This is a genomic window from Kribbella sp. NPDC056951, assembly GCF_042674205.1.
Taxonomy (GTDB): domain Bacteria; phylum Actinomycetota; class Actinomycetes; order Propionibacteriales; family Kribbellaceae; genus Kribbella; species Kribbella yunnanensis.
This window is the reverse complement of record NZ_JBHUQZ010000022.1, coordinates 16,608-42,161: the sequence shown is the minus strand read 5'-3', so window position 1 is coordinate 42,161 and position 25,554 is coordinate 16,608. Positions and strand designations below refer to the sequence as shown.

Annotated in this window: 24 protein-coding genes; 13 read left to right on the top strand and 11 right to left on the bottom strand. The window is 67.3% G+C overall.

Going from position 1 to position 25,554, the window contains the following annotated elements:
* Positions 1–12: 12 nt before the first annotated feature.
* A complete protein-coding gene (locus tag ACFTSF_RS41370; RefSeq protein ID WP_344143720.1) occupies positions 13–252 on the top strand; it encodes a mycoredoxin in 240 nt (79 codons plus the stop codon).
* Between the two features lie 150 nt (positions 253–402).
* Positions 403–2,766 (top strand): hypothetical protein, encoded by a 2,364-nt coding sequence (locus tag ACFTSF_RS41365; protein WP_380161062.1) that lies wholly within the window; start codon positions 403–405, stop codon positions 2,764–2,766.
* 9 nt (positions 2,767–2,775) lie between these two features.
* On the opposite strand, the gene nudC is transcribed toward ACFTSF_RS41365, so the two are convergent.
* Positions 2,776–3,699 (bottom strand): NAD(+) diphosphatase, encoded by a 924-nt coding sequence (gene nudC / locus ACFTSF_RS41360; RefSeq protein ID WP_380161060.1) that lies wholly within the window; start codon positions 3,697–3,699, stop codon positions 2,776–2,778.
* A 39-nt stretch (positions 3,700–3,738) separates the two neighbouring features.
* Between nudC and deoD the strand changes: the two genes are divergently transcribed.
* Entirely contained in the window at positions 3,739–4,452 is a 714-nt protein-coding gene (deoD, locus tag ACFTSF_RS41355; protein WP_344143714.1) for a purine-nucleoside phosphorylase, read from the top strand.
* A 161-nt stretch (positions 4,453–4,613) separates the two neighbouring features.
* A complete protein-coding gene (locus ACFTSF_RS41350) occupies positions 4,614–4,994 on the top strand; it encodes a hypothetical protein (protein WP_344143712.1) in 381 nt (126 codons plus the stop codon).
* Here the strand turns inward: ACFTSF_RS41350 and ACFTSF_RS41345 are convergent.
* Together ACFTSF_RS41345 and ACFTSF_RS41340 are read right to left on the bottom strand one after the other, a co-directional pair.
* Positions 4,982–5,521: a hypothetical protein gene (locus tag ACFTSF_RS41345; RefSeq protein ID WP_380161057.1), complete on the bottom strand. Its 540-nt coding sequence runs from the start codon at positions 5,519–5,521 to the stop codon at positions 4,982–4,984. The genes ACFTSF_RS41350 and ACFTSF_RS41345 overlap by 13 nt on opposite strands.
* 21 nt (positions 5,522–5,542) lie before the next feature.
* Positions 5,543–6,181 carry a TetR/AcrR family transcriptional regulator gene (locus ACFTSF_RS41340; protein ID WP_344143706.1) on the bottom strand — a complete coding sequence of 213 codons (639 nt, stop codon included), beginning with the start codon at positions 6,179–6,181 and terminating at the stop codon, positions 5,543–5,545.
* A 148-nt stretch (positions 6,182–6,329) separates the two neighbouring features.
* Between ACFTSF_RS41340 and ACFTSF_RS41335 the strand changes: the two genes are divergently transcribed.
* The 3 genes from ACFTSF_RS41335 to ACFTSF_RS41325 are packed head-to-tail and all read left to right on the top strand — an operon-like array spanning position 6,330 to position 9,782.
* A complete protein-coding gene (locus ACFTSF_RS41335) occupies positions 6,330–7,136 on the top strand; it encodes an SDR family NAD(P)-dependent oxidoreductase (protein WP_380161055.1) in 807 nt (268 codons plus the stop codon).
* Positions 7,137–7,139: 3 nt separating this feature from the next.
* Positions 7,140–8,258 carry a DUF5938 domain-containing protein gene (locus ACFTSF_RS41330; RefSeq protein ID WP_380161053.1) on the top strand — a complete coding sequence of 373 codons (1,119 nt, stop codon included), beginning with the start codon at positions 7,140–7,142 and terminating at the stop codon, positions 8,256–8,258.
* A gap of 9 nt (positions 8,259–8,267) precedes the next feature.
* Positions 8,268–9,782: an AMP-binding protein gene (locus tag ACFTSF_RS41325; RefSeq protein WP_380161050.1), complete on the top strand. Its 1,515-nt coding sequence runs from the start codon at positions 8,268–8,270 to the stop codon at positions 9,780–9,782.
* Here ACFTSF_RS41325 and ACFTSF_RS41320 read toward each other — a convergent pair.
* Both ACFTSF_RS41320 and ACFTSF_RS41315 read right to left on the bottom strand, forming a co-directional pair.
* Positions 9,779–10,459 carry a GPP34 family phosphoprotein gene (locus ACFTSF_RS41320; protein WP_380161048.1) on the bottom strand — a complete coding sequence of 227 codons (681 nt, stop codon included), beginning with the start codon at positions 10,457–10,459 and terminating at the stop codon, positions 9,779–9,781. The two genes, ACFTSF_RS41325 and ACFTSF_RS41320, sit on opposite strands and share 4 nt — an antisense overlap.
* 68 nt (positions 10,460–10,527) lie before the next feature.
* Positions 10,528–11,115: a TetR/AcrR family transcriptional regulator gene (locus ACFTSF_RS41315; RefSeq protein WP_380161046.1), complete on the bottom strand. Its 588-nt coding sequence runs from the start codon at positions 11,113–11,115 to the stop codon at positions 10,528–10,530.
* A 60-nt stretch (positions 11,116–11,175) separates the two neighbouring features.
* Here ACFTSF_RS41315 and ACFTSF_RS41310 point away from each other — a divergent pair, with 60 nt between their 5' ends.
* The 3 genes from ACFTSF_RS41310 (at position 11,176) to ACFTSF_RS41300 (ending at position 13,101) form a co-directional block, all read left to right on the top strand.
* A complete protein-coding gene (locus ACFTSF_RS41310) occupies positions 11,176–11,811 on the top strand; it encodes a hypothetical protein (protein WP_380161044.1) in 636 nt (211 codons plus the stop codon).
* A 140-nt stretch (positions 11,812–11,951) separates the two neighbouring features.
* The gene (locus tag ACFTSF_RS41305; RefSeq protein WP_380161042.1) at positions 11,952–12,542 is read left to right on the top strand and encodes a Uma2 family endonuclease; all 591 of its coding nucleotides are present in this window, start codon (positions 11,952–11,954) and stop codon (positions 12,540–12,542) included.
* Positions 12,543–12,567: 25 nt separating this feature from the next.
* The gene (locus ACFTSF_RS41300) at positions 12,568–13,101 is read left to right on the top strand and encodes a Uma2 family endonuclease (protein WP_380161040.1); all 534 of its coding nucleotides are present in this window, start codon (positions 12,568–12,570) and stop codon (positions 13,099–13,101) included.
* Here the strand turns inward: ACFTSF_RS41300 and ACFTSF_RS41295 are convergent.
* The 4 genes from ACFTSF_RS41295 to ACFTSF_RS41280 form a co-directional block, all read right to left on the bottom strand.
* Entirely contained in the window at positions 13,098–16,331 is a 3,234-nt protein-coding gene (locus tag ACFTSF_RS41295; RefSeq protein ID WP_380161038.1) for a UvrD-helicase domain-containing protein, read from the bottom strand. The two genes, ACFTSF_RS41300 and ACFTSF_RS41295, sit on opposite strands and share 4 nt — an antisense overlap.
* A 403-nt stretch (positions 16,332–16,734) precedes the next feature.
* Positions 16,735–19,950 carry an ATP-dependent helicase gene (locus tag ACFTSF_RS41290; RefSeq protein ID WP_380161036.1) on the bottom strand — a complete coding sequence of 1,072 codons (3,216 nt, stop codon included), beginning with the start codon at positions 19,948–19,950 and terminating at the stop codon, positions 16,735–16,737.
* Between the two features lie 247 nt (positions 19,951–20,197).
* Positions 20,198–20,494, bottom strand: coding sequence for an MGMT family protein (locus ACFTSF_RS41285; protein WP_344143681.1), 297 nt, complete (start codon positions 20,492–20,494; stop codon positions 20,198–20,200).
* Between the two features lie 9 nt (positions 20,495–20,503).
* A complete protein-coding gene (locus ACFTSF_RS41280; RefSeq protein WP_380161034.1) occupies positions 20,504–21,343 on the bottom strand; it encodes a TIGR03560 family F420-dependent LLM class oxidoreductase in 840 nt (279 codons plus the stop codon).
* Between the two features lie 123 nt (positions 21,344–21,466).
* On the opposite strand from ACFTSF_RS41280, the gene ACFTSF_RS41275 reads away from it, so the two are divergent.
* The gene (locus ACFTSF_RS41275; RefSeq protein ID WP_380161032.1) at positions 21,467–22,486 is read left to right on the top strand and encodes a hypothetical protein; all 1,020 of its coding nucleotides are present in this window, start codon (positions 21,467–21,469) and stop codon (positions 22,484–22,486) included.
* Here the strand turns inward: ACFTSF_RS41275 and ACFTSF_RS41270 are convergent.
* Positions 22,483–22,749, bottom strand: a complete 267-nt coding sequence (locus tag ACFTSF_RS41270; protein ID WP_344143675.1) for a DUF2277 domain-containing protein — start codon at positions 22,747–22,749, stop codon at positions 22,483–22,485. The genes ACFTSF_RS41275 and ACFTSF_RS41270 overlap by 4 nt on opposite strands.
* Before the next feature lie 85 nt (positions 22,750–22,834).
* On the opposite strand from ACFTSF_RS41270, the gene ACFTSF_RS41265 reads away from it, so the two are divergent.
* Together ACFTSF_RS41265 and ACFTSF_RS41260 are read left to right on the top strand one after the other, a co-directional pair.
* Complete coding sequence (locus ACFTSF_RS41265; protein WP_380161030.1) at positions 22,835–23,479, top strand: TetR/AcrR family transcriptional regulator; 645 nt, start codon at positions 22,835–22,837, stop codon at positions 23,477–23,479.
* Positions 23,476–24,264, top strand: a complete 789-nt coding sequence (locus ACFTSF_RS41260; protein ID WP_380161029.1) for a maleylpyruvate isomerase family mycothiol-dependent enzyme — start codon at positions 23,476–23,478, stop codon at positions 24,262–24,264. Before ACFTSF_RS41265 ends, ACFTSF_RS41260 begins: the two co-directional genes overlap by 4 nt.
* A 68-nt stretch (positions 24,265–24,332) precedes the next feature.
* Here the strand turns inward: ACFTSF_RS41260 and moeZ are convergent, their stop codons facing one another.
* Positions 24,333–25,523, bottom strand: coding sequence for an adenylyltransferase/sulfurtransferase MoeZ (moeZ, locus tag ACFTSF_RS41255; RefSeq protein ID WP_380161027.1), 1,191 nt, complete (start codon positions 25,521–25,523; stop codon positions 24,333–24,335).
* Positions 25,524–25,554: the final 31 nt, after the last annotated feature.

The window sequence follows — 25,554 nt, the reverse complement described above, 5'->3', positions numbered from 1 at the left end:
AGGAGACGCCCGATGGCGGCAGTGACGATGTACTCGACCCCGTGGTGTGGCTACTGCCACCGCCTCAAGGGCCAGCTGAAGCGGGCCGGGATCGAGTTCACCGAGGTCGACATCGAGCAGGTCCCCGAGGCCGCGAAGCTGGTCGAGAAGATCAACCGCGGGAACCAGACCGTCCCGACGGTGGTCTTCGCCGACGGCAGCGCGCTGACCAATCCGTCGGTCGCCCAGGTCGCGGAGAAGCTCATCGCCTGATCTGCCCTAGCCCGCAACCGCGGCGCCTGCCCTTTGGGGTAGGCGCCGCGTCGTATTTTCGGCCCCTGCGGACCAGAAGGTTCCTGAGCCATGGACTTACGGTCATGGCCGTTTTACCTTCGAAGGAACTACGCCGCAGGGAGATCCGCCATGATTCCGCGTCGTCTCTTCCGACCTGTCCTGTTCTTAGCGGTCCTGGCCGTATTCAGTGGTTTGTTCACCACGGCCACCGGCGCCGCTCCACCCACCGGGCGACCTGACCCGTGGCCGTCCGAGGTCGGGCCGGAACGCCCCGATGCCATCGGGCGCACGCTCGCCCCCGATCCGATCACCAACCTCGGTGCGCCGATCAGTTCGCTCACCGTGATGGAGGGGACCGTCGGTCGCACTCCGGACGGCCGCGACGTCGTGTACGCCGTACCGGCCGGTGAGAACGCCAATCTGAACGTCGTCGACGTCCACAGCCGTCAGCTCCTGCACACCGTGCCGCTGCCGGGTGCAGCCGGCGCCTGGGGGATCGTCGTCGCCAGCGACGGCAGGCTGTACGTCGGCACCTATCCGAATGCCCACCTCTATCGCTTCGACCCGGTGACGGCCGTGGTCACCGACCTGGGCCGCCCGATCATCGGTGAGTCGTTCATCTACGGCCTCACCGCCGATGGGAACGGCAACGTCTTCGGCGGCACGTATCCGAACGCACACGCCTTCAAGTACGACGCCACCACCGCACAGGTCACCGACTACGGCTCACTCGACCCGGTGGAGCAGTACGCGCGGTCGACTGTCTACGACCCCGACCACAACGCACTGTTCGTCGGCATCTCCACACCGGTCGCCAAGCTGCTCCGCATCGACCTGGCCACCGGAACGGTCCAGAATGTGACTCCGGCGAGCCTGGTCGGTGGAGAGATCGTCGACCTCGACTATGCGAGCGGACGGGTGTTCGCGAACGTCAGCGGCAAGCTGACGGTCGTCGACGCGGTCACCTTCGAGCAGGTCAAGTTCACCGACGCCGCGACCGGCGGTCTGGTCCTGACCTATCCACTGGCAGCACGTGGCGTCTCTGGCGGCGGTCCGGGCGGCGTGTACTTCACCACCGCGACCACGCTCAATCTGATGCGCTACGACCTCGACACCAACACCGTCGGCACAGTGACGAATCCACCGATCCGGATGACGCGTGGAGCAGCCATCGGCTACGGCTGGGTGACCGAGAACGGCCAGCAGATCCTCTACGGCCTGACCGGCAACTACTCCGGCGGAACGTTCCGCTACGACCCCGTGGCCCGCACACTCGCGCAGTGGAGCTCACCGTTCCAGTACGTACCCGTGGCACTCCAGCACACGATCGCTGACCCAGCTACGGGCCGGGTGTACGTCAACGCCTACTTGAACGGCTCCACGTCGTACTACGACCCCGCTACCGGCAAGGCCACTGTCACTGCACGCCAGGGACAGGTCGAGGGTTGGAACTGGGGCCCTGGCAGCAAGATGTGGGTCGGCATCTACCCGTACGGCCGACTGCAGCTCTGGGACACCGCTCTGCCGGAGAGCACGACCAATCCGAAGGTCGTGTTCAGCCTGGTCGACAGTGACCACCAGAACCGCCCGTTCGCCGTCGTACCGTCCGGCAACAGCGTGTACGTCGGCACGACTCCCGGGTACGGCGAATACGGCGGCGCGATCACCGTGTACGACGTACCCAGCAACACGTTCAAGGTCTATCGGAACCTGGTGACCGACCAGTCGATCGCCAGCCTGCTCCCGGTCGGCACCGACGTGTGGGCCGGATCCGCCATCGAAGGTGGTCAAGGCACCGAGCCCCGGGCCACTGAGGCGCACCTGGTCAAGGTGGACCCGACAACTGGCGCGGTGACGGCAGACGTCGTACCGGTGCCGGGTGCGGCCAGCATCAACGAGCTGACCATCGGACCGGACGGCAACATCTGGGGTCTCGCGGACGGCAACGTGTTCGTCGCCAACAAGACCACCGGTGCGATCCTGCGCACGTACACGGTCTTCTCCGGACGCCTCACCGGTCACGACGGTGCGCTGTCCTGGCGCGACGGCTACCTGTACGGCGTCTCCGGTGGCCGGCTGTTCGTCCTGGACGGTCTGAGCGGGACGTCGACCATCCTCCGCGACCACGGCCTCAACCGGCTCACGGAAGGACCGGACGGCACGTACTACTCGCTGCTGCGCCTGGACGGCTGGACCATTCCGACCAACCTGGCGTCGTACAAACCACCGGTCGACCCGTGTCCCAAGTCGGACCTCCGGACCAACGTCTGGACCGGCAACATCAACAGTCACGTGCTGAACCGCCATCTGGAGTACGGCTGCACACTCACCGACGTGCTGCCGGACGCCGAGGCGCAGTGGCCCAGCCACGGCGCCTACGTGGTCGCAGTGGACCGGAAGCTCCGCCAGCTCGAGGCCGCGGGCCAGGTGGAGTATTGGGAAGGAATCCTGATCCGGTTCGCCGCAGCCATCTCGAACGTGGGACGGCGCTAGGGGCGGGGCTCACCAGCTTCCGGTGAGCTCCTCGCCGTACCATCCCTCGATCAGACGGCGGCTGATCGAGATGTTGCCCGGGAGGGCCATCGTGCCGGCTTCGACCAGCGCACGGAGGTCCTCCCGGGTGAACCACCGGGCGTCGGAGATCTCGTCACCGTCCACCTCGATGTCGGTACCGGTCGCCTTCGCGTAGAACCCGAGCATCAGACTCGACGGCAGCGGCCACGGCTGACTCCCGGCGTAGTCGACCTCCGGCCCGACGATCACCCCGGACTCCTCGAGCACCTCACGCCGTACGGCGTTCTCCAGCGACTCCCCCGGCTCGACGAACCCGGCCAGTGTCGAGTACCGCCCCTCCGGCCAGGCCGCATTGCGCCCGAGCAGGGCCCGGTCCTGGTCGTCGGTGACCAGCACGATGATCGCCGGGTCGCTCCGCGGGAAGTGGCGCGTGCCGCAGTTGGGGCAGTCCCGGACGTGCCCGGCCTCCGTCACCACGGTGTGCTCACCACAGTTCGCGCAGTGAGTGTTCACGGCGTGCCAGTTGACCAGTCCGACCACGTGGACCGCGATACCGGCCTCCCGGTCGCCCAGCACCGCACCCATCTCCCGCAGACCGGCATACGACTCGTCTGCCTCATCTGGGACCAGTACGGCGAACACTGCGCGCCCGTCGGCGGTCTGACCGGCACCTGACTCGCGGTCGATGCCCAGGAAGAGCCGGACTCCCTCGGGAGCCTCGGCCGGCGCGATCAGCTCCAGTGCGGACCGGTCCGCGGTCACCTGGAGCTTGTCACCGGCCACCAGCACCACCTGCGTGTCCGGGGCGGCCCACGCCTTCTCCAGCCAGTCGTCGTCGCGCCGCCGGTCGGCAGCGCGGTCCAGAACGGACCGGGACAGGGTCAGCGAACCAGGAGCAATCGAGTAGGCCACGTAACTCAACATATCCCGGTCGCATGAGAGCATCCCGGCATGAGTATTCACATCGCCGCCGAACCCGGGCAGATCGCACCGCGGGTCCTGTTCCCCGGTGATCCGCTCCGGGCCAAGTGGATCGCGGAGACCTACCTGTCCGACGTGATCTGCTACACCGAGGTCCGGAACATGTTCGGATTCACCGGCACCTACAAGGGTGAGCAGATCTCCGTGCAGGGCTCCGGAATGGGCCAGGCGTCCGCCTCCATCTACGCGAACGAGCTGTTCGCGGAGTACGACGTACAGACCCTGATCCGGGTCGGCACGTGCGGTGCGCTGACCGAGGACGTGCGGGTCCGGGACGTGATCGTGGCGATGTCCGCGAGCACCGACTCGCAGATGAACCGGCTGCGCTTCCACGGCATCGACTACGCGCCGACCGCCGACTACCAGCTGCTGCGCGCCGCGGTGGACGCCGCCGAGGCGGCCGGGCTGAACGTGCACGTCGGCCAGGTGTTCTCCGGTGACCTGTTCTACAACGACCGCCCGGACCTGGTCTCGCGGACCGCGGAGTACGGCGTACTGGGGATCGAGATGGAAGCCGCGGCGCTCTACACGCTGGCCGCCAAGTTCGGCCGCCGCGCGCTCGGCATCATGACGGTGTCGGACCACCTGATCACCAAGGAGGTCACGTCGGCCGAGGAGCGGCAGACGACGTTCTCCGAGATGATCACGATCGCCCTCGATGCTGCGATCGAGGTGCCGGTCTGAGCCGGACCAGGAGCGCGGCCACCGCCATCGCCGCCCTCCTGCTGCTCACCGCCTGCTCCTCGAACGAGCCCGCCGCGAACCCCGGGACTCCGTCGTCCGCACCCTCGTCGTCCACGCCTACGCAGGCCCCTGAGGCACTGACGCCGGTCAAAGCGACCGCAGTGGTCGCTGGGCTGACCAGCGCCGGCTTCAAGTGCGGCACCGACGAGGCGTACGCCCTCTGTACGTCGGGCGCCGCATCGGTCTCAATCCTGAACGGCGACCACCCGCGGCCACCCGTGGTGTCCGTGAACGCCAGTGGGCCGGCCGACACGGCAGCTGCTGAGATCGCCAAGGTCCTGCCGAAGGTGCTCGAGGTAGCTCACATCAGCCAGCCGCAGGACATCACCTCCTGGTTCGGCGCGCAGAAGGGCAAGTCGACCGCGGAGATGACCGCAGGCGACTGGCTGGTGAACTACGCGGCCGAAGCGGACACCGAGGAGCCCGGTGTGCACCTGACGGTGACCGACAAGCTGTGCAAGACCGCCTGTCAGGCGGAATGACTCATCCGCTCCCCCAGCAGCTGCTGGAAGGGCTCGACCAGCCCGGCTCGCCTGCGTAGGTAGCGTCTGATGGAACCGTCGTCGAGCATCAACTCGACGGCGGTTCCGCGCACCTCCCGAATCACTCGCGCCTGCTGCACCCGAGCCGCCGGAACGAACTCAGGCCACGGGACGATCTCCATCAGGTCGTCGGTGATCCCCTTGGCCTCTCGGCGAAGCCGCCGCCGGGCCAGCGCCCGCGTCGTCATCGAGGCGACGCCGAGCAGGTCACCCACCCGATCCGCTGCCACCAGGATCACCGCAGCGATCAGCCCTAACGCCGCCACGACCAGGAACGCCGTACGCAGCCCGCTGAGACCGGCCTTACCGACCAGCCACGCCAGCACGAGCGCACCGGCCATCACGACCACGCACCACAGCGAGGGGTCCATCCGGCGGCCGAAAATCGGCGTAGCCGTCCACCCCTCCGCGGTGAACTCCAGATCGACCAGACCGCCCGGCTCCGACCGCACCCGCTTCACAATCACGGCACGCAGCCTAGAGCGTCCTCAGGTCGTGATGAGCTTCGGCAGAATCTGGCTGACGCGGTGGACCAAGCGCTCCGGCGCACCGGCCGGGTCATCCGCGTAGCCGACCACCGCCTGCTCGAACAGACCGTCCATCAGCGCGTACGCCGTTGCTGCGTCGACCGACGGTTCGCCTCCGACCAGTTCGGCGTACCGGCTCAGGATCCGCCAGATCATCTCTTCCAGCAGCTGGTCGATCGCGACCACATCTGCGCGCAGCTGATCCTCGAACATGCTCTGGGCGCGCAGGTCGTACCAGAGACGATGCATGGGTGTCTCTTCGACCAGAGTCTGCGTCAGCTTGGCCAGGAACCCCGCACCGAGCTCGTCGGCGGTGGTGGCAGTCTCCACGACCTCGTCGTACCGCCGGGCGCACTTGGTCTTGTAGTAGCGCACGCAGTAGCTGATCAGGTCGATCTTGTCGCGGAAGTAGTAGTGCACGACGCCATGCGTGAACTCGGAGTTGTTGGCGATCTCGCGCAGGCTGGTGCGGGCGTAGCCGAGCTCGCCCAGGGTCTTCAGCGCGGACTCGGCCAGTGCGATCCGGCGGCGCTCGATCTTGTCGATCCCGGGTATCCGGACAGGCCGGCCCGTTGGGGTGACGTCTGCTGCTGAGCTCATCGCCCCTCCTGTCGTCGCGGATGGTTGCGTCAGCCTACCCGGCTCGGTTTCTTGACAAGTGTCAAGCAAAGTCTTGACGACTGTCAAAGGACGGTCCAGAGTTGGGCACCAATCACCCTCCGCAGCCACTCGAGCAAAGGAGTCACCGATGGGCGGACTCGATCTCTCCGGCCGGAAGGCCCTCGTCACCGGCGGGGCCCAGGGACTGGGCGAAGGTATGGCCAAGGCACTGGCCGCGGCCGGCGCCAAGGTTGTCGTCGCCGACCTGCAGAAGGACGCGGGCGCGGCGGTCGCCGACGCCCTCGACAGCGAGTACGGCGCCGGCAACGGGTTCGTCGCGCACGACGTGACCGACGAGGGCAGCTGGGAGAACGCGGTCGTCGCAGCCAACGACGTACTCGGCGGTCTGGACATCCTGGTGAACAACGCCGGGATCGAGATCACCAGCCTGCTCACCGAGGTCACCGCGGACCAGATCCGCCGGATGCTCGACGTGAACATTCTCGGGACCACGCTGGGGATCAAGTGCGGTCTGCGCACGATGCGTCCGGACGGCCTGGCCGGCCAGGGCGGTGCGATCATCAACATCGCTTCGGTCGCCGCCACCATCGCCTTCCCCGGCATCGCGGTCTACTCGGCCACCAAGTCCGCGGTCGACCGCCTCACCCGCGTCGCGGCGATGGAGTCCGGCAAGCTCGGGTACGGCGTCCGCGTGAACTGCATCTACCCCGGACTCGTCCCGACCGCGATGGGTGCCGGTCTGGCGAACGACGTCGCCGAACTCGGACTGTTCGGCTCCCCGGAGGAGGCGGTCGGTGCGGTCATCGGACTGACCCCGGCCGGCCGGCTCGGTGAGGTGTCCGACATGGCTGACGCAGTCGTCTTCCTGGCGTCGAACGAGGCCCGGTTCATCACCGGCATCGGTCTGCCGGTCGACGGCGGAATGGGGATGTGACCCATGCGACCTGTCGTTGTGTACGGCGCTTCCGGTTACACCGGCCGCCTGGTGTGCGAGTACCTCCGCCAGTACCACGTCCCGTTCGTGGCCGCCGGCCGCAGCGAGGAGAAGCTCACATCGTCGATGGCGTCGAATGTGGCCGGCATCGAGACAGCCGACTACGAGATCGCCACTGTCGACCATGAGGTGTCAGCACTCACCGATCTGTTCAAAGGCGCGTCGGTAGTACTCAATACGGTCGGACCGTTCAGTGAGCTCGGCCCTGCAGCCGTCGAGGCAGCACTCGCGGCAGGTGCGCACTACACCGACACAACAGGTGAGCAGGACTGGCTGATCACCTGCGACGACGTGTACGGCGCACGCTTCGCCGAGGCAGGTCTGTTGCTGGCCCCTGGTATCGCTCAGATGTACACGACCGGTGAAATCGCCGCACAGCTCTGTCTTGAGCAGCCGGGACTCGACACCCTGGACATCGCGGTGTTCTGGGGCGGCAGCCCGACCATCGCCTCGACACGCACGATTCTGGTGAACGCTGCGACGTCGAAGGCACACTTCCTCGAGCAGAACGCGTACGTCGAATTCCCCGAGCAGGGGCTCGTTCCACTCGTCGTACCGGGTCAGCATGAGTTGGCGCTGTCACTGCCGTGGGGTGGCACGTCGCACCCGGTCTGGTTCAAGCGGGACCCCCGGGTCGCCAACGTGAAAGCCCAGGGTGGTGTCTTCAACGCTGCGCTGATGAACGGCGTACCGCAGATCGTGGCAGCCGCACTGGAAGCCACGAAGGACATGACTCCGGAAGACCGCGATGTCGCACTGACCGCGACCGCACGCCAAGTGATGGACCAGATGCCGCCAAGGGAGAACCCGCGCGTCAACAAGTCCCTCGACTCGGTGCACGCCTCCGGTCCGCTCGGGCGGGCGCACTGTGTGATCCACGGCAACAGCAACTACCAGCAGACCGGCTTGCTACAGGCCTATGCGGCGTACTCACTGCTGCAGACGCCGCCGAAACGCGTCGGCTTCGCCAGTGGCTGTCAGGCCTTCGGTCACCGCGAACTGCTCGGCGTACTGCGCAGCTTCGGGCTGGTCGCGGAGCCGCAGCTGACCGTGGTGAGTTAAGAGACCGCCATGCGACTGGTCGACTACCTGGACAAGGGCGCCTCACTCGGAGCGGACAGGCCCTGCCTGACCACCGACGGCGAGACGCTCACGTATGCCGATGTCCAGGACCTGTCGTACCGGATCGCAAGTGGACTGGCGGCACGCGGTGTCCGGCCCGGCGGCAAGGTGGCGATCCTGTCCGCCAACGACCCGATCGCGTTCAGTTGCGTGTTCGGGATCAGCCGGGCCGGCGCCGTCTGGTGCCCGATCAATCCACGCAACGAGGCCGCCGAGAACCGGGAACTGCTCGACCGGTTCGACTGTGAAGTGCTGATCTACCAGTCGGCGTTCGCGCCACTGGTGGATCGGATCCGGGATGCGCTACCGAAGGTCCACACCTTCGTGTGCCTGGATGCCGATCCGAACTCCGGCTGGGACGCGTTCTGCGGGGGCGTGTCCCAGCCGGACCTGCACGAGCCAGAGCAACTGGCACTGATCGTCGGCACTGGTGGCACCACTGGACAGCCCAAGGGCGTCATGCTCACAACCACCAATCTCGAGACCATGACAGCTCTGACACTGATGGGCTATCCCTTTGGCGTCCGGCCGGTCTACCTGGCGCTTGCGCCGCTCACCCACGCAGCCGGCGTGCTCTGCTTCCCGGTGCTCGCATCTGGCGGCGAGATCGTCATCATGCGCACACCGGACGTCCATGCGTTTCTCAAGCTCATCCCCGAGCGCGGAGTGACGCACACCTTCCTCCCGCCCACGTTGATTTACATGGTGCTCGCAGCGGAGGAGCTGGACAGCACAGACCTCTCGTCACTGCGCTGCTTCTGGTACGGCGCCGCACCGATGTCGGTGGCCCGACTGGAGGAGGCGTTGCGGCGGATCGGTCCGGTGATGGCCCAGCTGTTCGGTCAGACCGAGGCGCCGATGATGATCTCGATCCTGCCGCCGGCCGACCACTTCGATGCCGCAGGCAACATTGCGCGCGAGCGGCTGGCGTCGGCGGGGCGGCCGTCAGCATTGGTCACCACGGCGATCATGTCGCCGGACGGACAGTTGCTCCCAACCGGTGAGCGCGGCGAGATCGTGGTTCGGGGCTCACTCGTGATGCGCGGGTACTACCGCGATGCCGAAGCGACGGCGACAGCATCGGCGTACGGGTGGCACCACACCGGGGACATCGGGTATCTCGACGCGGACAACTACTTGTACATTGTTGATCGAGCCAAGGACATGATCATCACTGGTGGATTCAATGTGTACTCGACTGAAGTTGAGCAAGTATTGATGAGTCATGACGCAGTACAGGATTGTGCAGTCATCGGCCGCCCGGACGAGAAGTGGGGCGAACGCGTCGTGGCCGTCGTCCAGCTTCACGCGGGCGCCGCCGCCGATCCGGCCGAGCTGATCGCGTTCGCGAAGGCACGGATCGGCAGCGTCAAGGCGCCCAAGGAGGTGCTGGTCTGGGCGGACCTGCCGCGCTCCAAGGTCGGCAAGGTCCTCAAGCCGGAGATCAAAGCCCGGCTCCGCTAGCTGCTCCCAGCACTACCGGCGGTCGCCGACACCACGATGGCTGCCGTGATCGCACTCTGCATCTCAGCAACCGCCTTCTTGACCGCAGCCGCAGCCCAGTCGGAGTCGGCGATCACCTTGGCACGAGCGCGAAGCTGCCGCTTGTCGACCGAGTCCGTGATCACCTTCGGTACGACGTCCAGTGCGCTCAGCAGCGCGATCAGAGCGCCGGTCCGCTCGTCAGGCATCGTGCCGACCTTCAGCACGCTCCCCAGCGCGGCCCGCACCTCACCCTCGTGCTGCGCGTCCTTAGCCGGCCAGCGGGTGACCGGAAACAGTCCGAGCACCTTGCCCTCGTCAGCCTCCAGAATGCCGCGCTCGGCCAGCCGAGCCAGCAACTGGTCGCGCACCTTCTTCGAGAGGCCACTCAGGATGTCCTTCGGCTTCTTCCCAGCCTTGCTGACCGCGTAGGCGAGCCGGTCGTCCAGGATCGCGTCACCGGTCGACGAGGTGTCCAGCACCTTCAACCGTCCCGGGCGCTCCCCATCACCCTTGGCGGTGATGTCCATCTTCCCGAGCGTGGTCAGCTCGATCAGCAGCGCACCACCGAGGGCGTATTCCAGTTTCGGCGACCCGACGATCGGCTTCCCGGTCTCGTCGTCGTACAGCAGAAGCAGCAGGTCCTCGGCAATCAGCATGCCCTTAACGTAAGTAACCCGTCGGTTGCCGCACATCCGCCGCGCGGGCTACCCGCCAGATCCGCCTGTCAGGTGAGCAGCTGCGCGATCAGGGTCTCGCCCAGCCAGTTCTCGTAGTCCGCGACCGGCCAGTGGCGGTCGAGGACGAGCAGTTGGTAGATCTCGGTCGCCGTACAGGCCAGGAAGAGGTCCAGCGCGCGGTCGACGAGCTGGTCGCCGAAGGACTGCAGGAACAGCTCGAGCTCGTGCTCCCGAGACGCCCAGACGCGCTGCATCTCCGTGGCCATCCGGGCGTCGGCCCGCGCGGCCTCCTGGTAGATCCGGATCACGTCGATACCGGTCTCGAACTGCCGTGTCTGCCAATGCGCCGCGCTGCGCAACCGCTCAGCCGGGTCGTCGATCGCCAGCGACTCCGTCGCCAGTCGGCGGGTGTCCGCCTCGGCGATCCACATCTTCGCGATCTCACCCAGGATCGCCGGCTTGTTCCCGAACGCCGAGTAGATCGTCTGCGCCGGAATCCGGGCCGCCTCCGAGATCGCCGCGACCGTCGTCACGACGTACCCCTGCTCGGCGAACAGCTCCCGCGCGGCCCGCGCCACCTGCGCCTTCGTCTCCTGCGCCTGCCGGGCCCGATGCGATTCCTCCTTGACAGCCACGGAAGGAATCTAGCACTCTGTTGATCATAGTCCTACTATGACGAATAGAGAGGTCATCTGATGAACAACTTGGTACTCGCCGCCGACCCGGCCTGCCCTTGGAGCTGGCTCACCGTCCGCTGGCTCACCGCCGTCGCCCCCGAGCGCGGCCTCACCCTCCGCCTCCAGCCCTACAGCCTCTGGCTCCGCAACGGCGAAACCCAGTCCGCCGGCCTCCCCGACTTCATCGCCGCCATCGCCAACGAGACCAGCCAGCAGTCCCTCCGCGTGATGCGCGTCTTCATGGCCCTCGCCGCCGAGGACCGGTACGCCGACATCTCGCGCCTGTACGTCGAATGGGCGTCCCGCGTCTTCACCCCGGGACCGCCGCAGGCCCCGACCCCCGCCGTACTGGCCGAGTCCCTAACAGCCGCCGGCCTGGACGCCTCCTGGCTCCCCCACGCCGACTCCCCCTCGTGGGACACCCCCATCACCCACCAGATGGACCAACTCGACGCCCTCCGCCCCACCACCCCCGGCGCCTCAGTCCCCGTCCTCCTGCAAGGCGACCAAATCCTCCTCCAAGGCGCCATCCTCGCCGCCCCCGTAACCCCCGAAGAGGGCCTAGCCCTCTGGGACGCCTTCACCCTCCTCACCACCTCCCCCACCTACATCGCCAACTCCCCCACCCCACCCCCGTTCCCCGCCTTCGCCTAACCACCAACCGGGGCATTCGAGGGAATCCCTCACGACATCCCGCGGGTCATCCGGGGCAGATCACGGGGTTTCCAGGGGTTTCCAGGGGCAGATAGCCGAAACGGCCCAAAGCACCCCGCGCCCACCGGCATGCTGGTCGTATGCCTGAAACACCGACAGCGCCGTACGGCTCAGACCCGTACACGCTTGCGTACCTGGACACCACCCCGGACAACGGCAAACGACACGAAATCATCGACGGAGTGCTGTTCGTTACCCCGGCACCAAGCGTCAATCATCAACGTGCACTGAGAAATCTGATGCTCACCCTCACAAAGGCTTGCCCGCCGGGGCCGGAGGTCCTTCCAGGACCGTACGACTACAGCCCAACCGCGGTGCGATCGCTCCAACCTGACCTGTTCGTGCTCTCACCCGACGACACGAACCAGGCATACACGCAAGATCCCCTGCTGGTGGTCGAGATCATCTCGCCGCACACCGGGCTGATCGACCGGCATCTGAAGCGGCAGGTCTACCAGGAGGCCGGCCTGCCGTCGTACTGGATCTTCGAGCCGGAGGACCGCGTGCTGACGGTGCTGGAGCTACAGAACGGGCTGTACACGGAGCGGACGTTCAGGGACGACGAGGTGTTCGACGCAACGCGGCCGTTCCCGGTCCAGATCGTCCCAGCCGAGCTGAACCAGCTGGAGCGGGGCGTGCACTCGTCTGAACCCAACATGCTGGTTCTGTGACCGAGAAGGAGGCACCATTGTGTCCGTGGAGACCATCGAGCCGAGGCTCACACTGGCCGAGTTCGACGCACTGCCCGACGACGGGGAGTGGCGCGAACTGCTGGACGGGCGGGTCCTGGTGAATCCCGCTCCACGTCCCATCCATCAGACGGCGGCGGGCAACCTCTACACGTTGCTCCGCGCAGCTCGCACACCAGAGCTGCTGGTCTACTTCGCACCCTTCGACTACCGCCCCGGCGGCCCTACCTCGCTTCAACCGGACGTGCTGGTCTGCCATCGCCAGGATGTCGGACCGCAGGGCGTTCAACGCCCGTTGCTCCTGGCAGTCGAGGTAGCCTCGCCGTCGACGCGACACCAGGATGTGATGCGGAAGCGTCTCCTGTACGAGGCGCACGGCGTCCAGTCCTACTGGATCTTCGAGCCGGAAGACGCTGTCCTGGTGGTGCTTGAGCTGAAGAACGGGCAGTTCGTGGACCGGGTGTTCAAGGACGACGAGGTGTTCGAAGCCGAGCTTCCTTACCCCGTACGGATCGTGCCGGCTGAGCTGCTCGAGTACTAGCCGTTCAGTAGTTCGGTGAGTTGTTGTTTGTTGGGGAGGCTCTCCGGGCGGATGATGTCGGCGGTTCGGACGTAGTAGAAGGCTGCTCCTACTGAGGGGAGGGGGATGTTCATCAGTTCGGACCAGGCGACTCGGTAGATGGCTAGCTGGAGGGGGTCGGCGGATTCGGAGCGGCTGGTTTTCCAGTCGACTACGTCGTAGCCGCGGGAGCCGTCGGGGCGGACTACTTGGTAGACGGCGTCGATGCGGCCTCGGATGGTGCGGCCGCCGAGGGCCAGGGCGAAGGGGGCTTCGATTTCGTAGGGGGAGGTTTCGCCGTAGGGGCCGGTGCGGAAGGCTTCCATCAGGTCGGTGAGGTCGGTGTCGTCGACGATGTCTTCGTCGGCTGCGCCGGGGAGGTCGTCGGGGTCGATCAGGAGTTGCTGGCCGAAGTAGGACTCGACCCAGGCGTGGAAGCGGGTACCGAAACGGGCGGCGCGGTTGGGTTTGCGGGGCATCGGGCGGGCGAGTTCGGAGGCGAGACCGTCGGGGTCCTTGGCCAGGCGCATCACCTGGGTGGCGGACAGGGCGGTCGGGAGCGTCACGTCGTACGCCTTGCGGCTTCGGCTCTCCCTTGCCTCTGACAACAATCTCTCGATCTCGGAGTCCCAGCGGGCGACCAGCGCTTGCTCGTCGAGCAGCAGCGACTCCTCGGCGTCGGTCGAAGGACCCTCGGAGCGCGACTGCTGCACCAGGCCGGCCGCCTCCAACCGCAGTCGGTAGGCATCGGCGTCGTACGGCGCCGGCCAGGGGGCCGTGGTTGCCTCGGCGAGCTCCGGGTTCTCCTGATCGAGGTCGGGCTGCGAAGCCCAGGCGATCACTCGCTCGCCGGCGTGCTTCTTCAGTGTCTCCAGGTACGACGACGGGCCGCGCGGGCGCTTCTGCGTGGGACCCCACCAGTGGCCGGTGGCTACCAGGATCTCCTTCGCGCGGGTGAAGGCGACGTACCCGAGGCGGCGCTCCTCGAGGGAGTTGACCTCCTTGCACTCGTCGGCGAACGCCTTCAGGCCCGCGTTCGACAGGTCGTGGAAGTCGGGCAGCGTGGCGGCGTCACCGCGCAGCGGCCACGGCAGGACCTTCGCGTTGGTCGTCCACTTGTCGCGGCCGCGATCAGACGGGAACACCTTCTGCACCAGGGTCGGTACGAAGACGATCGGCCACTCCAGACCTTTGGACCGGTGCGTGGTGAGCAGCTTCACCGAGTCCGCCTCGCTCGGTACGGCGAGGTCCAGGCCGGCGGCGTATTCCTCCTCGGCCGCGAGGTAGGCGAGCAGGCCGTCGAGTGAACCGTCCGACTCGGTGGAGACAAAGTTGCCGACGGCATCGAGGAACGCGGCCAGGTGGTCTCGGCGGCCGGAGTCGAGATGATCCGGAGTGGCGGTCAGCTCGACATCGAGGCCGATGGTGGCGATCACTCGTCGTACCAAGTCGAGGAGCGGCTCACCGGCGTGGGCCCGCAACTCGCGGAGCTCAGTGGACAGTTCCTTGAACCGGATCAGCGCCTCGGCCGAGTAGCCCCAGGCTTCTGAGCCCGGATCGTCGACCGCTTCGGCCAGCGAGATGACCTCGGTCGAGTCCATCCCAGCGACGGCGGCATCGAGGGCGGCGACGAGGTCGTCGGCGGTCGGGCGGGCGCCGGTGTCGGCGAGGGAGCGGGAGCGATTCGCCAGCAAGGCAAGGTCGCGGTGGCCGATCCGGTACCGCGGTCCGGTGAGGATGCGGAGCATGGCGGCGTTCGCGGTGAGGTCGTTGACGGCCTGCAGGGTGGCGACCACGTCGACGACCTCGGGCAGCGCGAGCAGCCCGCCGAGACCGACCACCTCGACCGGGACCTTGCGCGCGATCAGGGCCTCGTGGACCGCGCTCAGGTCGACGTTGGTCCGCATCAGGATGCCGATGTCCTTCCAGCGCCGGTTCGGCGTCCGGTGCGCGGCGACGATCGCGTCGGCGACCCACTCGATCTCCTGCGAACGTGTCTCGAACAGGCCGACGGTGATCGCGCCCTCCGGCGCATCGGCGGGCGCTTCGAGCGGGATCACGCCGGGGTGCTGCTCGTACAGCTCGGCGGCGTGCTGGTTGGCGGCGGCGAGGATGCGGCTGCCGCAGCGGCGGTTGACGCTGAGCACATAGCGGTGGGCCGGGGTGCCGTCGCCGTTCGGGAAGTGTTCGGGGAACTCGTCGAGGTTGGCCACCGAGGCGCCACGCCAGCCGTAGATCGCCTGACAGGGGTCACCGACCGCGGTGACGGGATGACCGCGACCGTCGGGGCCGGCGAAGAGTGCGGTGAGCATCCGGCGCTGCGAGACCGACGTGTCCTGGTACTCGTCGAGCAGCACGACCTTGTACCGCGCGCGTTCGGCGACCGCGACCTCCGGACACTCCTCGGCCAGTCGCGCACCCAACGCCATCTGGTCGGCGAAGTCGACGACACCGCGCTCGCCCTTGTAGGCCTGGTACTCCTCAACCAACTGCAGGATCTCGCCACGCTTCAACGCAGTCTCGGCCAGCTTCTTGACCTCAACCGTCTGCTTCCGCGCCGCGGCAACCTCCTGCCGAACCGCCTCGTCATGATCGCGTACGGCGTCCGCCCGCAGCAGGTGGTCCGCGAGCTCACCGTCGAGCGACAGCAGGCTGTTGACCAGCGTGGGCACGTGATGCGATGCAAACCTGATTGGTCCGGAGGAACGCCGTACCACCCGACCCGCCAGCTGGAACCTGGTCGCGTCAGCCAGCACCCGAGCATCCGGCTCCAGCCCAAGCCGCAACCCGTGCTCAGCAATCAACGTGCCCGCGAAGGCGTGGTACGTCGACACGACCGGCTCGCCTGGTTCCTCAGGCTCCCAGTTGGGCACGTTGCTCCGGAGGTGGGCGGCCAGAATCGGATGCTGATCCGGTGGCAGGGTCGAGCCCAGTACGCCGGCCTTCGTCAGGTCCTCGCGGATCCGCACATCCAGCTCGTTCGCAGCCTTCTTCGTGAACGTCAGCCCCAGCACTTCTTCCGGCTTCACCTGCCCGGTGCAGATCAACCAAACCACCCGAGCCGCCATAGCCGTCGTCTTCCCCGACCCGGCCCCCGCCACAATCACCCCCGGTGCGAGTGGCGCGGTGATCGCCGCCAACTGCTGATCACTAAACGGAATCCCGAGTAGATCGCACAACTCAGCAGTCGTCTGCAGTTTCACGGCGGTCATCAACAACAACTCCCGTCGTCGGCTGAGGTGGTGAATGGGAAGGCGGTGCGAGAAATCGAGAGGAGGTGAGCGGAGAGTGTGGTTCGAGAGGGGGCTCCGCATAGGCAGCCGCAACCGGTGGGGTGCAGCGCAGCGGAGGAGACAAACACGTGTTGGTCGGCGGCGCGGGTGCGGTGGTGGGCGGGGCGGGCGTGGGTGCTGCCGGGGCGGGTGAGGTGGTCGGCGGAATGCACGTGGCGGGGCGCGCGGTGGGTGTGGTGGTTGGCGGAGTGCACGTGGCGGGGCGCGCGGTGAGTGTGGTGGTTGGCAGATCGGGCGTGGCGGTTGGCGAGACACATGTGGTGGGTGGGGTGGATTGCCGGGGGCATGTGGTGGTTGGCGGGGCGGCTGTTGGGTGGGGGCATTAGACGACTTCTCTTCCCTCTGGCTGGATGGGGCAGAGGGGTTTGGCTTCGCAGCGGTTGCAGCCGTCGTTGCGTTGGGCGGTGAAGTGTTCGGTGCGGACCATTTGTTCGGCGTCTTCTACGGCTTCGTCGAGCCAGGTCTTGCCGTCTTCATCGGGTTCCAACGGAGCTTGGTGTTGGACTTTGGGGAAGCCGCTGTCGTCGTGGCGGAGTTGGACTAGTTCGGCTCCGCCGGCTACTGCTTCGGGGCCGGCGGCGGCTACTTGGCGGGAGGCGATGGCTCGTTGGTAGATGGCTAGTTGGACGTGGCGGGCCAGGGCGGGTTTGGTGGGGAGGTTGCGGCCGGTCTTGAGGTCGACGACGCGGATGGTGCCTTCGCCGTCGGTTTCGACGCGGTCCATCCGGCCTTTGACCCGTACGGCGGGTTGGTCGGCATCAGGAAGCAGTACGTCGAACTCGACCTCGGTCCCGACCAGCGTGCGTTCGGGGCGGCCCTGGTGCCAGGCGACGAAGCGGCGGAGGGCTTGTTCGGCTTCTACGCGTTCGCGGTCGGAGATCCATGCGGATTCGAAGTCGAGTTGGGTCCAGACCTTGTCGAGCCAGCCGTTCAGTTCGTCGGCCGATGGGGGCAGCGTGCCGGTGGCTACGGCGTCGGCGAGCGTGTGCAACACCTGCCCGAAGCCGATTGCCGACGTACTCGGGGTTTCACCACCCGCGCGGCGGGTCAGGAACCAGCGCAGCGGGCAGTCCACGATCGTTGTCAATGCACTCCCCGACAACGGCACCGGCAGGTCCGGGTCCGCGATCGGGCGCTCCGACTTGGTCCGCTCGCGCACACCCCACCAGCGCCCCGGATCCGCGGTCGGCACTAGCGCCTGCTCGCGGTCGTCGACCGCATCGGCCAACTGCGCGAGCCGGTCGGCGGCAACCCGCTTCAAGGCAGGCGAGGACGCGGGATCAGCCAGCACGCACCGCAGATCCGCAACGAGCCCAGGCAGCGACAACGGTCGCCGCGGCCGCCCGGCCACCAGCTTCAAAGGAATGTCCAACTCACCCAGGAACCGCGACGGCTGATCCCCATCCGCCTCCGGCGCTTGCACCGCAGTCACAATCAACCGCTCACGCGCCCGCGTGATCGCGACATAGAACAACCGCCGCTCCTCGGCCAGCAACGCACCAGCCGACAGCGGATCCACCAATCCATCTCGCCCGAGCCGATCCGGCTCCAGCAGCGACCCACGCCGCCGCAGGTCCGGCCACTGCCCCTCCTGCACACCGGCCACCACGACGAGCCGCCACTGCAGACCCTTCGACCGGTGCGCGGTCATCAACTGCACACCGGCCTCGCGATACGTCCCGTCGAACCGGTTGTCCCCCGCGATGTCCAGCGACTCGAGCTCACTCAGGAACGCCGAAACACCCTTGAACCCGATCTGCTCCTCGGCCCGACCGGCCGCATCGAACAACGCACACAGCGAATCCAGATCCCGGTTCGCCGCCCGCGCTGTCTCACCGCCGGAGTGCGCCTGGCCGCGCAGCCGCCGCAACCACGGCGACTCCGACCACAGCGACCACATCACCTCGTCCGGCGCCGCGCCGGCGTTCACGATATTCCTTGCCTTGAGCAACCTCTCCCCCAGCGCCGCGAACCGCGCCTCGGCCGGGGAGGCCTGCTCATCCAGCAGCAACGGGTTCAGCAACGCATCCCGCAGCAGCTCATCCGACGACTTAGGCAGCCGCTGCCCATCAGCCGCCTCCCGATCGCGCTTCCGCAGCACCCGCGCCAACCGCCGCAACTGCCCCGCATCCATCGCCCCCAACGGCGACAACGCCAGCGCCCGCACGACATCAACCGTCAGCGTGACCGGATCCGCCACCGCCCGCAGCGCCAACAACATCGGCCGTACGGCGGGCTCGCGCGACAGCGGAAGCTCGTCACCAGCGACATCAACCGGGATCCCGGCAGCAGCAAGCGCCCTTCGCAGCGGCGGGATCGACCGACTCCCGGACCGGACCAGCACCGCCATCTCGTGCCACCCGACACCGTCCTGCACATGCGCTCGCCGCAGCAGATCGGCGATGTGCTCCAGCTCCGCACCACTGGTCGAGTACAGATTCGCCTCGACCTTCCCGGCACCGTAAACACACGACGAAGCATCCGGGTTCCGGAAGCGGTCGAACGTGTCGCGATCCAGTGTCCCCGGCACCCCGAGCCGGTTCACGACATTGCGCGAGACCCGCTGCAACGTCGTACCGAATCGGCGGGTGGTCGCCAGAGCAATCTGCTCCGCCGGCGCACCCGACACCGTCGGAAACTCCTCGGTGAACCGCAGCAGCCCGCGCACATCAGCACCACGGAACGTGTAGATCGACTGATCCGGATCGCCGACCACGACCAGGTCGCGCCCATCCCCCGCGATCGCCTGCAGCAACATCGTCTGACCAGGATCAGTGTCCTGATACTCATCCACGAAGACGGCCTTGAACTCCGCCCGCAGCTTGTCCTGCACCGCCGGCTGCTGCGCCAAAATCACCGCGCGATGGATCAGCTCGGAGTAGTCCAGCACCTGCTCGTGGTCGAGGATCTGCAGGTACTCCTCGAAGAAGTCACCGACCGCGACCCACTCGGCCCGCTCGGCCGACCGCCCGATCGCGGTCAGGTCCTCCGGGTCGAGCCCGAGCTGCCGCGCCTTGCCGATCACGGCCTGCACCTCGTCGGTGAACCCGCGGGTCTTCAACGCCGGATGCAGGCTGCGCGGCCAATGCACCGCACCGACCTCACGGCTGCCGGACAGCGCCTCGCTCAACCGAAGCGACTGCTCCGGACCCGACGGCAACCGCAGCGGTACGTCGAACGCGTCGGCCGGCGTGAACCGTCGCAGCAACGCGTAGCAGAAGGAATGGAACGTCATCGACGGCATCACGCGAGTCGTCTTCCCGAGCCGCCCGGTGATCCGGTCCCGGAGCTCGGTGGCCGCCTTCCGCCCGAAGGTCAGCACGAGCACCTCGTCCGGACTGAGGCCACGATTCCGCACCCGGTCGACGACAGCCTCCACCAACGTGGTCGTCTTCCCGGTCCCCGGCCCGGCGAGCACCAGCAGCGGCCCACCCGGATGATCGACGACAGCCTGCTGGTCCGCATCCAGAACCGGCGTCTGCGCAGGCCGTCCCTCGGCCCGAACGAGCCGATACCGGGAACCCTGTCTGCTGACCATCGCCCCATCCCACCAGACCCCACCGACAATCCCGTTCGGGCACCCCGGCAATCCCGTTGGTGCCCCGAAAAACGGACACCCCAACTTTTCGGGTTACGGTCGCATCATCCTTGTCGACAAGGGTGAATCGCCGTCGGACGGCGACCACGTGCGCGGCCGGGCCGGTTACCCCAACGACTGGCTCGGCCGCCCGGCACCGGCGGCGCAAGGCTCGGGGCGGAGCCGACCGTCGCCGGTGTTCCTTGACCTAGTCCGTCGGGTCCCAGCGCACCTCGCGCAGGTTCACCCGACCGTTGGTCACCCGCACCCCGTCGGACCGCAGGTTGTGCAACTGCTCGTCGCCGACCTCATCAGCCGGTACGCCGGACGCCCGAATCACCCGCCACCACGGCACACCGCCGCCGTACTCGCGCATGATCGCGCCGACCTGCCGCGGCCCGCCCTGACCGACGTACTCGGCGATGTCTCCGTACGTCGCGACGCTGCCCGGCGGGATCGACTCCACCGCCCGCAGCACCGCCTCGACGTATTCGTCCCTGTCCACAGATCCAACTTAAGCCAGTGGGGCCAGCGCCTTGGCCAGCGGCTCGAGCACCGACGGCGGCGCGTCGAGCGGCAGGTTCATCACCGCGAGGTCGACGCCAGCTTCGCCGTACGCCGCTGCTGCGGCGACCGCGACGTCGAGCGGCTGGTCCGGATCGATCCGGATGTTCACCGAGCACGTGATCTCGGAGACATCCCGCCCGACGTCCGCACAGTGCTGCACGAGGATGTCCTTGAGCGGCTTCCACTCCTCCGGACTCGCCACAATGACGTTCCAGTGCTGCGCCCACTTGGCCACCGCGCGCAGAGTCCGCTTCGGACCCTTGCCACCGATGGCGATCGGCGGGTGCGGGGTCTGCACGGCCTTCGGCTCGCAGTACGCGTCGGTGAGCTTGATGTGCTTGCCGTCGAAGTTCGCGGACTTCTCGGTGAGCAGCGCGATGATCGCCTGGACACCCTCGTCGAAGCGGTCGAAACGCTCCTTCAGCGGGTAGAGCGGGATGCCGTAGGCGGCGGTCTCCATCTCGTTCCAGCCTGCGCCCAGGCCGAGCTCGAGCCGGCCGCCCGAGATGATGTCGGTCGTCGCCGCCATGTTCGCGGTGACCGCCGGGTGCCGGTAGATCATTCCGTTGACCTGGCAGCCGACCCGGATCCGCGACGTCGCCTGCGCGAGTGCGGCCAGCGTCGTCCAGGCCTCCAGGTTCGGCCCGGCCATGTCGCCGCTGAGCGGATAGAAGTGGTCCCAGTGCCACGCGGACTCGAAGATCTCCAACTGGTCCGCGGCGACCCACACATCACGCATCTGCTGCCACGTGGTGTGTTCCGGCCTGGTCTTGACAGCGAATCGCATTCCGGCCTCCAGTCAAACAAGCAAACGCTTCCCCGGCGACAGTACAACGGCGCGCCGATGGGTGTCGCAGCCAGCTGACAGGCCCCGCGACACTGGGAGCAGGAACAACGAAAAGAGGCCGGGGTGCTGGGGGAACTGCCGCGGGAACTGGCGGAGGACAGGTTCTGGGAGAAGCTGCCACCGCCGTTGCTCAGCATGATCGTGTTGGGGCTGGCCTTCTTGTTCACGGGCCTGCTCGGAGCTGCCGGGTCGGACGGGACCGCGGACAGCAAAGCGTTTGTGCGGGGCGTTCCCTGGAACGTCTGGCTGGCGGTGACCGGCGCGGCGATGGCCTTGTTCGTCGTGCTCACCGTCCAGGCGGTGCGGGTCCTCCAGCACCCCTACCGATGGGGTTTCTATCCGCCACGGCGGCGCATCCTCGGCTATCTGGTGTGCGCGATCGCCGGTTGTCTCATCGCGTCTGTCTACCGACTCCAGTTGTCCGGCGCGCTCCCCGACCTGCCGGTGCGCGAGCTGGACTTCCGGACACTGGTGCCTTTCATCGCGAGCCTCATCGCCACAGCGCCGTGGCTGACGATCGTCTGGCTGGCGCATTCCGAGTGCCGCGAGCTGTCGATCCGTGAGGACCGCCCGCCCGGCGGCCAGCACGTCAACGACTATGCGGACGCGCTCGAGGATCGCAGCGACAACCCGGCACTCTTCCCACCGGCGATCCGTCGGCTCGAGCGACTGTGGCAGCTCCTGCTGGTCTGCGTCGGCGCCTTCACCATCGGCGTGGTCGCGGCCGTCGCATCAGCCGGCGCACTACGCGGTGCGTTCGTCGCCGCGCATCCCGACCGCGCCGACGAGTTCCCGCCCGCGAACGTGCTCCTGTACGGCGCCACGTTCGCCGTCGGCCTCGCGGTCATCGGCGTACCGCTGGCTGTGGCCTGGCGCAATCGCGCGCAGCAACTCGCCGAACGGATCTGCCCGATGCCACCCGACGCACGACCGACCGCGGAATGGCTCGAGGAACGCAAGCGGATCGAGCACCTGCTGCACCTGGACATCGGCGTACTGCGCAACCCGCTGACGATCTTCAGCGTCCTCGCACCGCTGGCGGTCAGCGCGATAGCGGCCTTCCTGCCGCAGCTGGCCAACTAGTCCAGACCGAGGCGTGCCCGCACCTCGGGCCGGCGCAAGGGCGGCACGGTCTGCGGTGGGACGCGACGATCCGGCATCTCGGCCAGGAGCTGCTCGGTGATGCGCGCGACCTCGGCCGCGGCGCGCTCGATCGGCTCCCGCGTGGTCGCGCTGAGCGATCCGACGCCGGTCACCTTGCGTACGTATTGCAGCGCGGCCGCGTAGATCTCCTCGGAGGTCGCGGCGGGCTCCAGTCCCCGGAGCACAGTGATGTTTCGGCACATGCTCCGACAGTACGTGTCCGCAGGGACAGAACCTGTGCCCTACAGGGCATTGACTTCCCTAATGGTATTAGAGAATCCTCAGGGTATGAGCAGCGCTGGACTGGACCGCAGGACCCGGCGTCGTCAGGAAACGATCGAGGAGATCCTGACGGCGGCCATCGAGCTGATGGAGGCCGAAGGGGTCGCCTCCCTCAGTCTGTCCGCGGTGGCCCGGCAGCTGGGCATGCAACCACCATCGCTCTACCAGTATTTCCCGTCGAAGATGGCGATCTACGACGCGCTCTTCCAGCGCGGGGCCGAGTTCTTCCGCGAGGCCCGGCTGGAGGCGAACGCAGCGGCGGACACGGACGACATCCGCGAGCTCGACATCATTGCGGTGACGGCGTTCAGCCGCTGGTGCATGGAGAACCCCGTCTACTCGCAGTTGCTGTTCTGGCGGACCGTTCCGGGCTTCGAGCCGAGCCCGGAGGCGTTCGCACCGGCACAAGAAACGCTGGAGGACCTGCGGCAGCATCTGCAGGCCGGCGTCGATCAGGGACACCTACGGCCGGAAGCCGCGACCGAGGAGGGCCTCGCCCTCTACACCTCGATCACGTCCGGTCTGGTCTCGCAGCAGTTGGCGAACGAGCCGCATGCGTCCTTCGAGGACGGCCGCTTCGTCCGGCTGCTGCCGACCGCGCTCGACATGTTCTACCAGTACTACGCACCATCCAGGGGGAAGAAGACATGACCGCAGTACTCGCAACAGACATCAGCCGGGCCGACCGGCCGCAGTGCGCGGAACACCGGGCCGCAGAACTCGAGGCGTGGCACGACCTGCTGGCGTCCATCAACGGGAGCGAGTGGCAACGCCGTACCGTCTGCGACGAGTGGGACGTGGCCGACATCGCGGGCCACATGATCGGCCAGGCCGAGGACGTGAACATCCCCTGGTCGTTCCCGCGCCGAATGCGTAAGGCCAAGCGGGCGTACCCGACCAAGCCGAAGTTCGACCGGCACATGATGGTGCAGGCCGACGAGCACCGCGGAACACCACCGGACGAACTGCGCAGTACGTTCGACCAGGTCTGGGCCAAGGCGACCCGGAAGATCCTGCGGAACCCCGGACTGGTTCGCCGGATGAGCTTCTCGGTGGACGAGTACCCGGGCTTCTCACTGGATCTCGGCTACGTGCAGGACATCCTGCTCTCCCGGGACCTGTGGATGCACCGCGACGACATCTGCCAGGCACTCGGCCGCCCGTTCGACGCCGGCCGGTACGGCGAGGAAATGATCGCGCAGGTGATGCGCGACGTGATCGACGGACCGTTCTGGGGCGATCGTCCCGCGGTCGACGTGGAGCTCACCGGCCAGGGAGGTGGGACCTACCGACTGGGGAGGGGCGAGCCGGTCGGTCACGCCGCCGTCGACGCCGTCGGCTACATGCGGACGCTGTCGGGCAGAGACGACGAACCTCTCGTCTCCGGCGACTCCGCAGCCGTCGAAGCAGTCGCCACCTGCCGCATGCCGTTCTGAGCTGCAGCCGGGAGCTGGGCGGGGGCGGAGGTGTGCGAGAGGGCCGGGGTTGGCCGGCCCTCTCCGCGTCAGTACGCCGGCTGGCTCGGGTCGATCTGGTCGACCCACGCGACGACGCCGCCACCGACGTGGACCGCGTCGGCGAAGCCCGCGCCCTTGACGATGGCCAGCACCTCGGCCGAGCGGACACCGGACTTGCAGTGGAAGACCAGTTGCTTGTCCTGCGGCAGCTTCTCGAGGGCGACACCGGTCTGGAAGTCGGCCTTCGGGATCAGCACCGAGCCCGGGATCCGGTTGATCTCGTACTCGTTCGGCTCGCGGACGTCGATCAGCTGGAAGTCCTTCTCGCCGTTGTCCTTGAGCTTGATCCACTCGCTCAGCTGCTTGACCGAGATCGTCGAGCCGACGGCCGCGTCGGCCGCTTCCTCGGTGATCGCGCCGCAGAAGCTCTCGTAGTCGATCAGCTCGGTGACGGTCGGGTTCTCACCGCAGATCGCGCAGTTCGGGTCCTTGCGAACCTTCAGGGCGCGCCAGTTCAGGTCGAGGGCCTCGTAGATGTTCAGCCGGCCGAGCGACGGGTCGCCGATCCCCGTCAGCAACTTGATCGCCTCGGTGACCTGGGCCGCGCCGACGGAGGCGCACAGCACGCCCAGCACGCCACCCTCGGCGCACGACGGGACCATGCCAGGAGGCGGCGGCTCCGGGTAGAGGCAGCGGTAGCAGGGGCCGTGCTCGGCCCAGAACACGCTGACCTGGCCGTCGAAGCGGAAGATCGAGCCCCAGACGTACGGCTTGCCGAGCAGCACAGCGGCGTCGTTCACCAGGTACCGGGTGGCGAAGTTGTCGGTGCCGTCGACGATCAGGTCGTACTGCTCGAAGATCTCGAACACGTTGTCGTTGTCGAGGCGCACCTCGTGCAGGACGACGTTCGTGTTCGGGTTCGTCTCCAGGATCGAGTCACGGGCCGACTGGGCCTTGGACTTCCCGACGTCGGACTGGCCGTGGATGATCTGGCGCTGCAGGTTCGACTCGTCGACGGTGTCGAACTCGACGATGCCGAGGGTGCCGACGCCGGCCGCGGCCAGGTAGAGCAGCGCCGGGCTGCCCAGACCGCCGGCCCCGATGACCAAGACCTTGGCGTTCTTCAGCCGCTTCTGGCCGGCCATCCCGACCTCGGGAATGATCAGGTGCCGCGAATACCGGCGGACCTCGTCGATGGTCAGCTCGGCGGCCGGTTCGACCAGCGGTGGCAGTGACACGTGTCGGCTCCTCGATTGGGTGCGAGTCAGG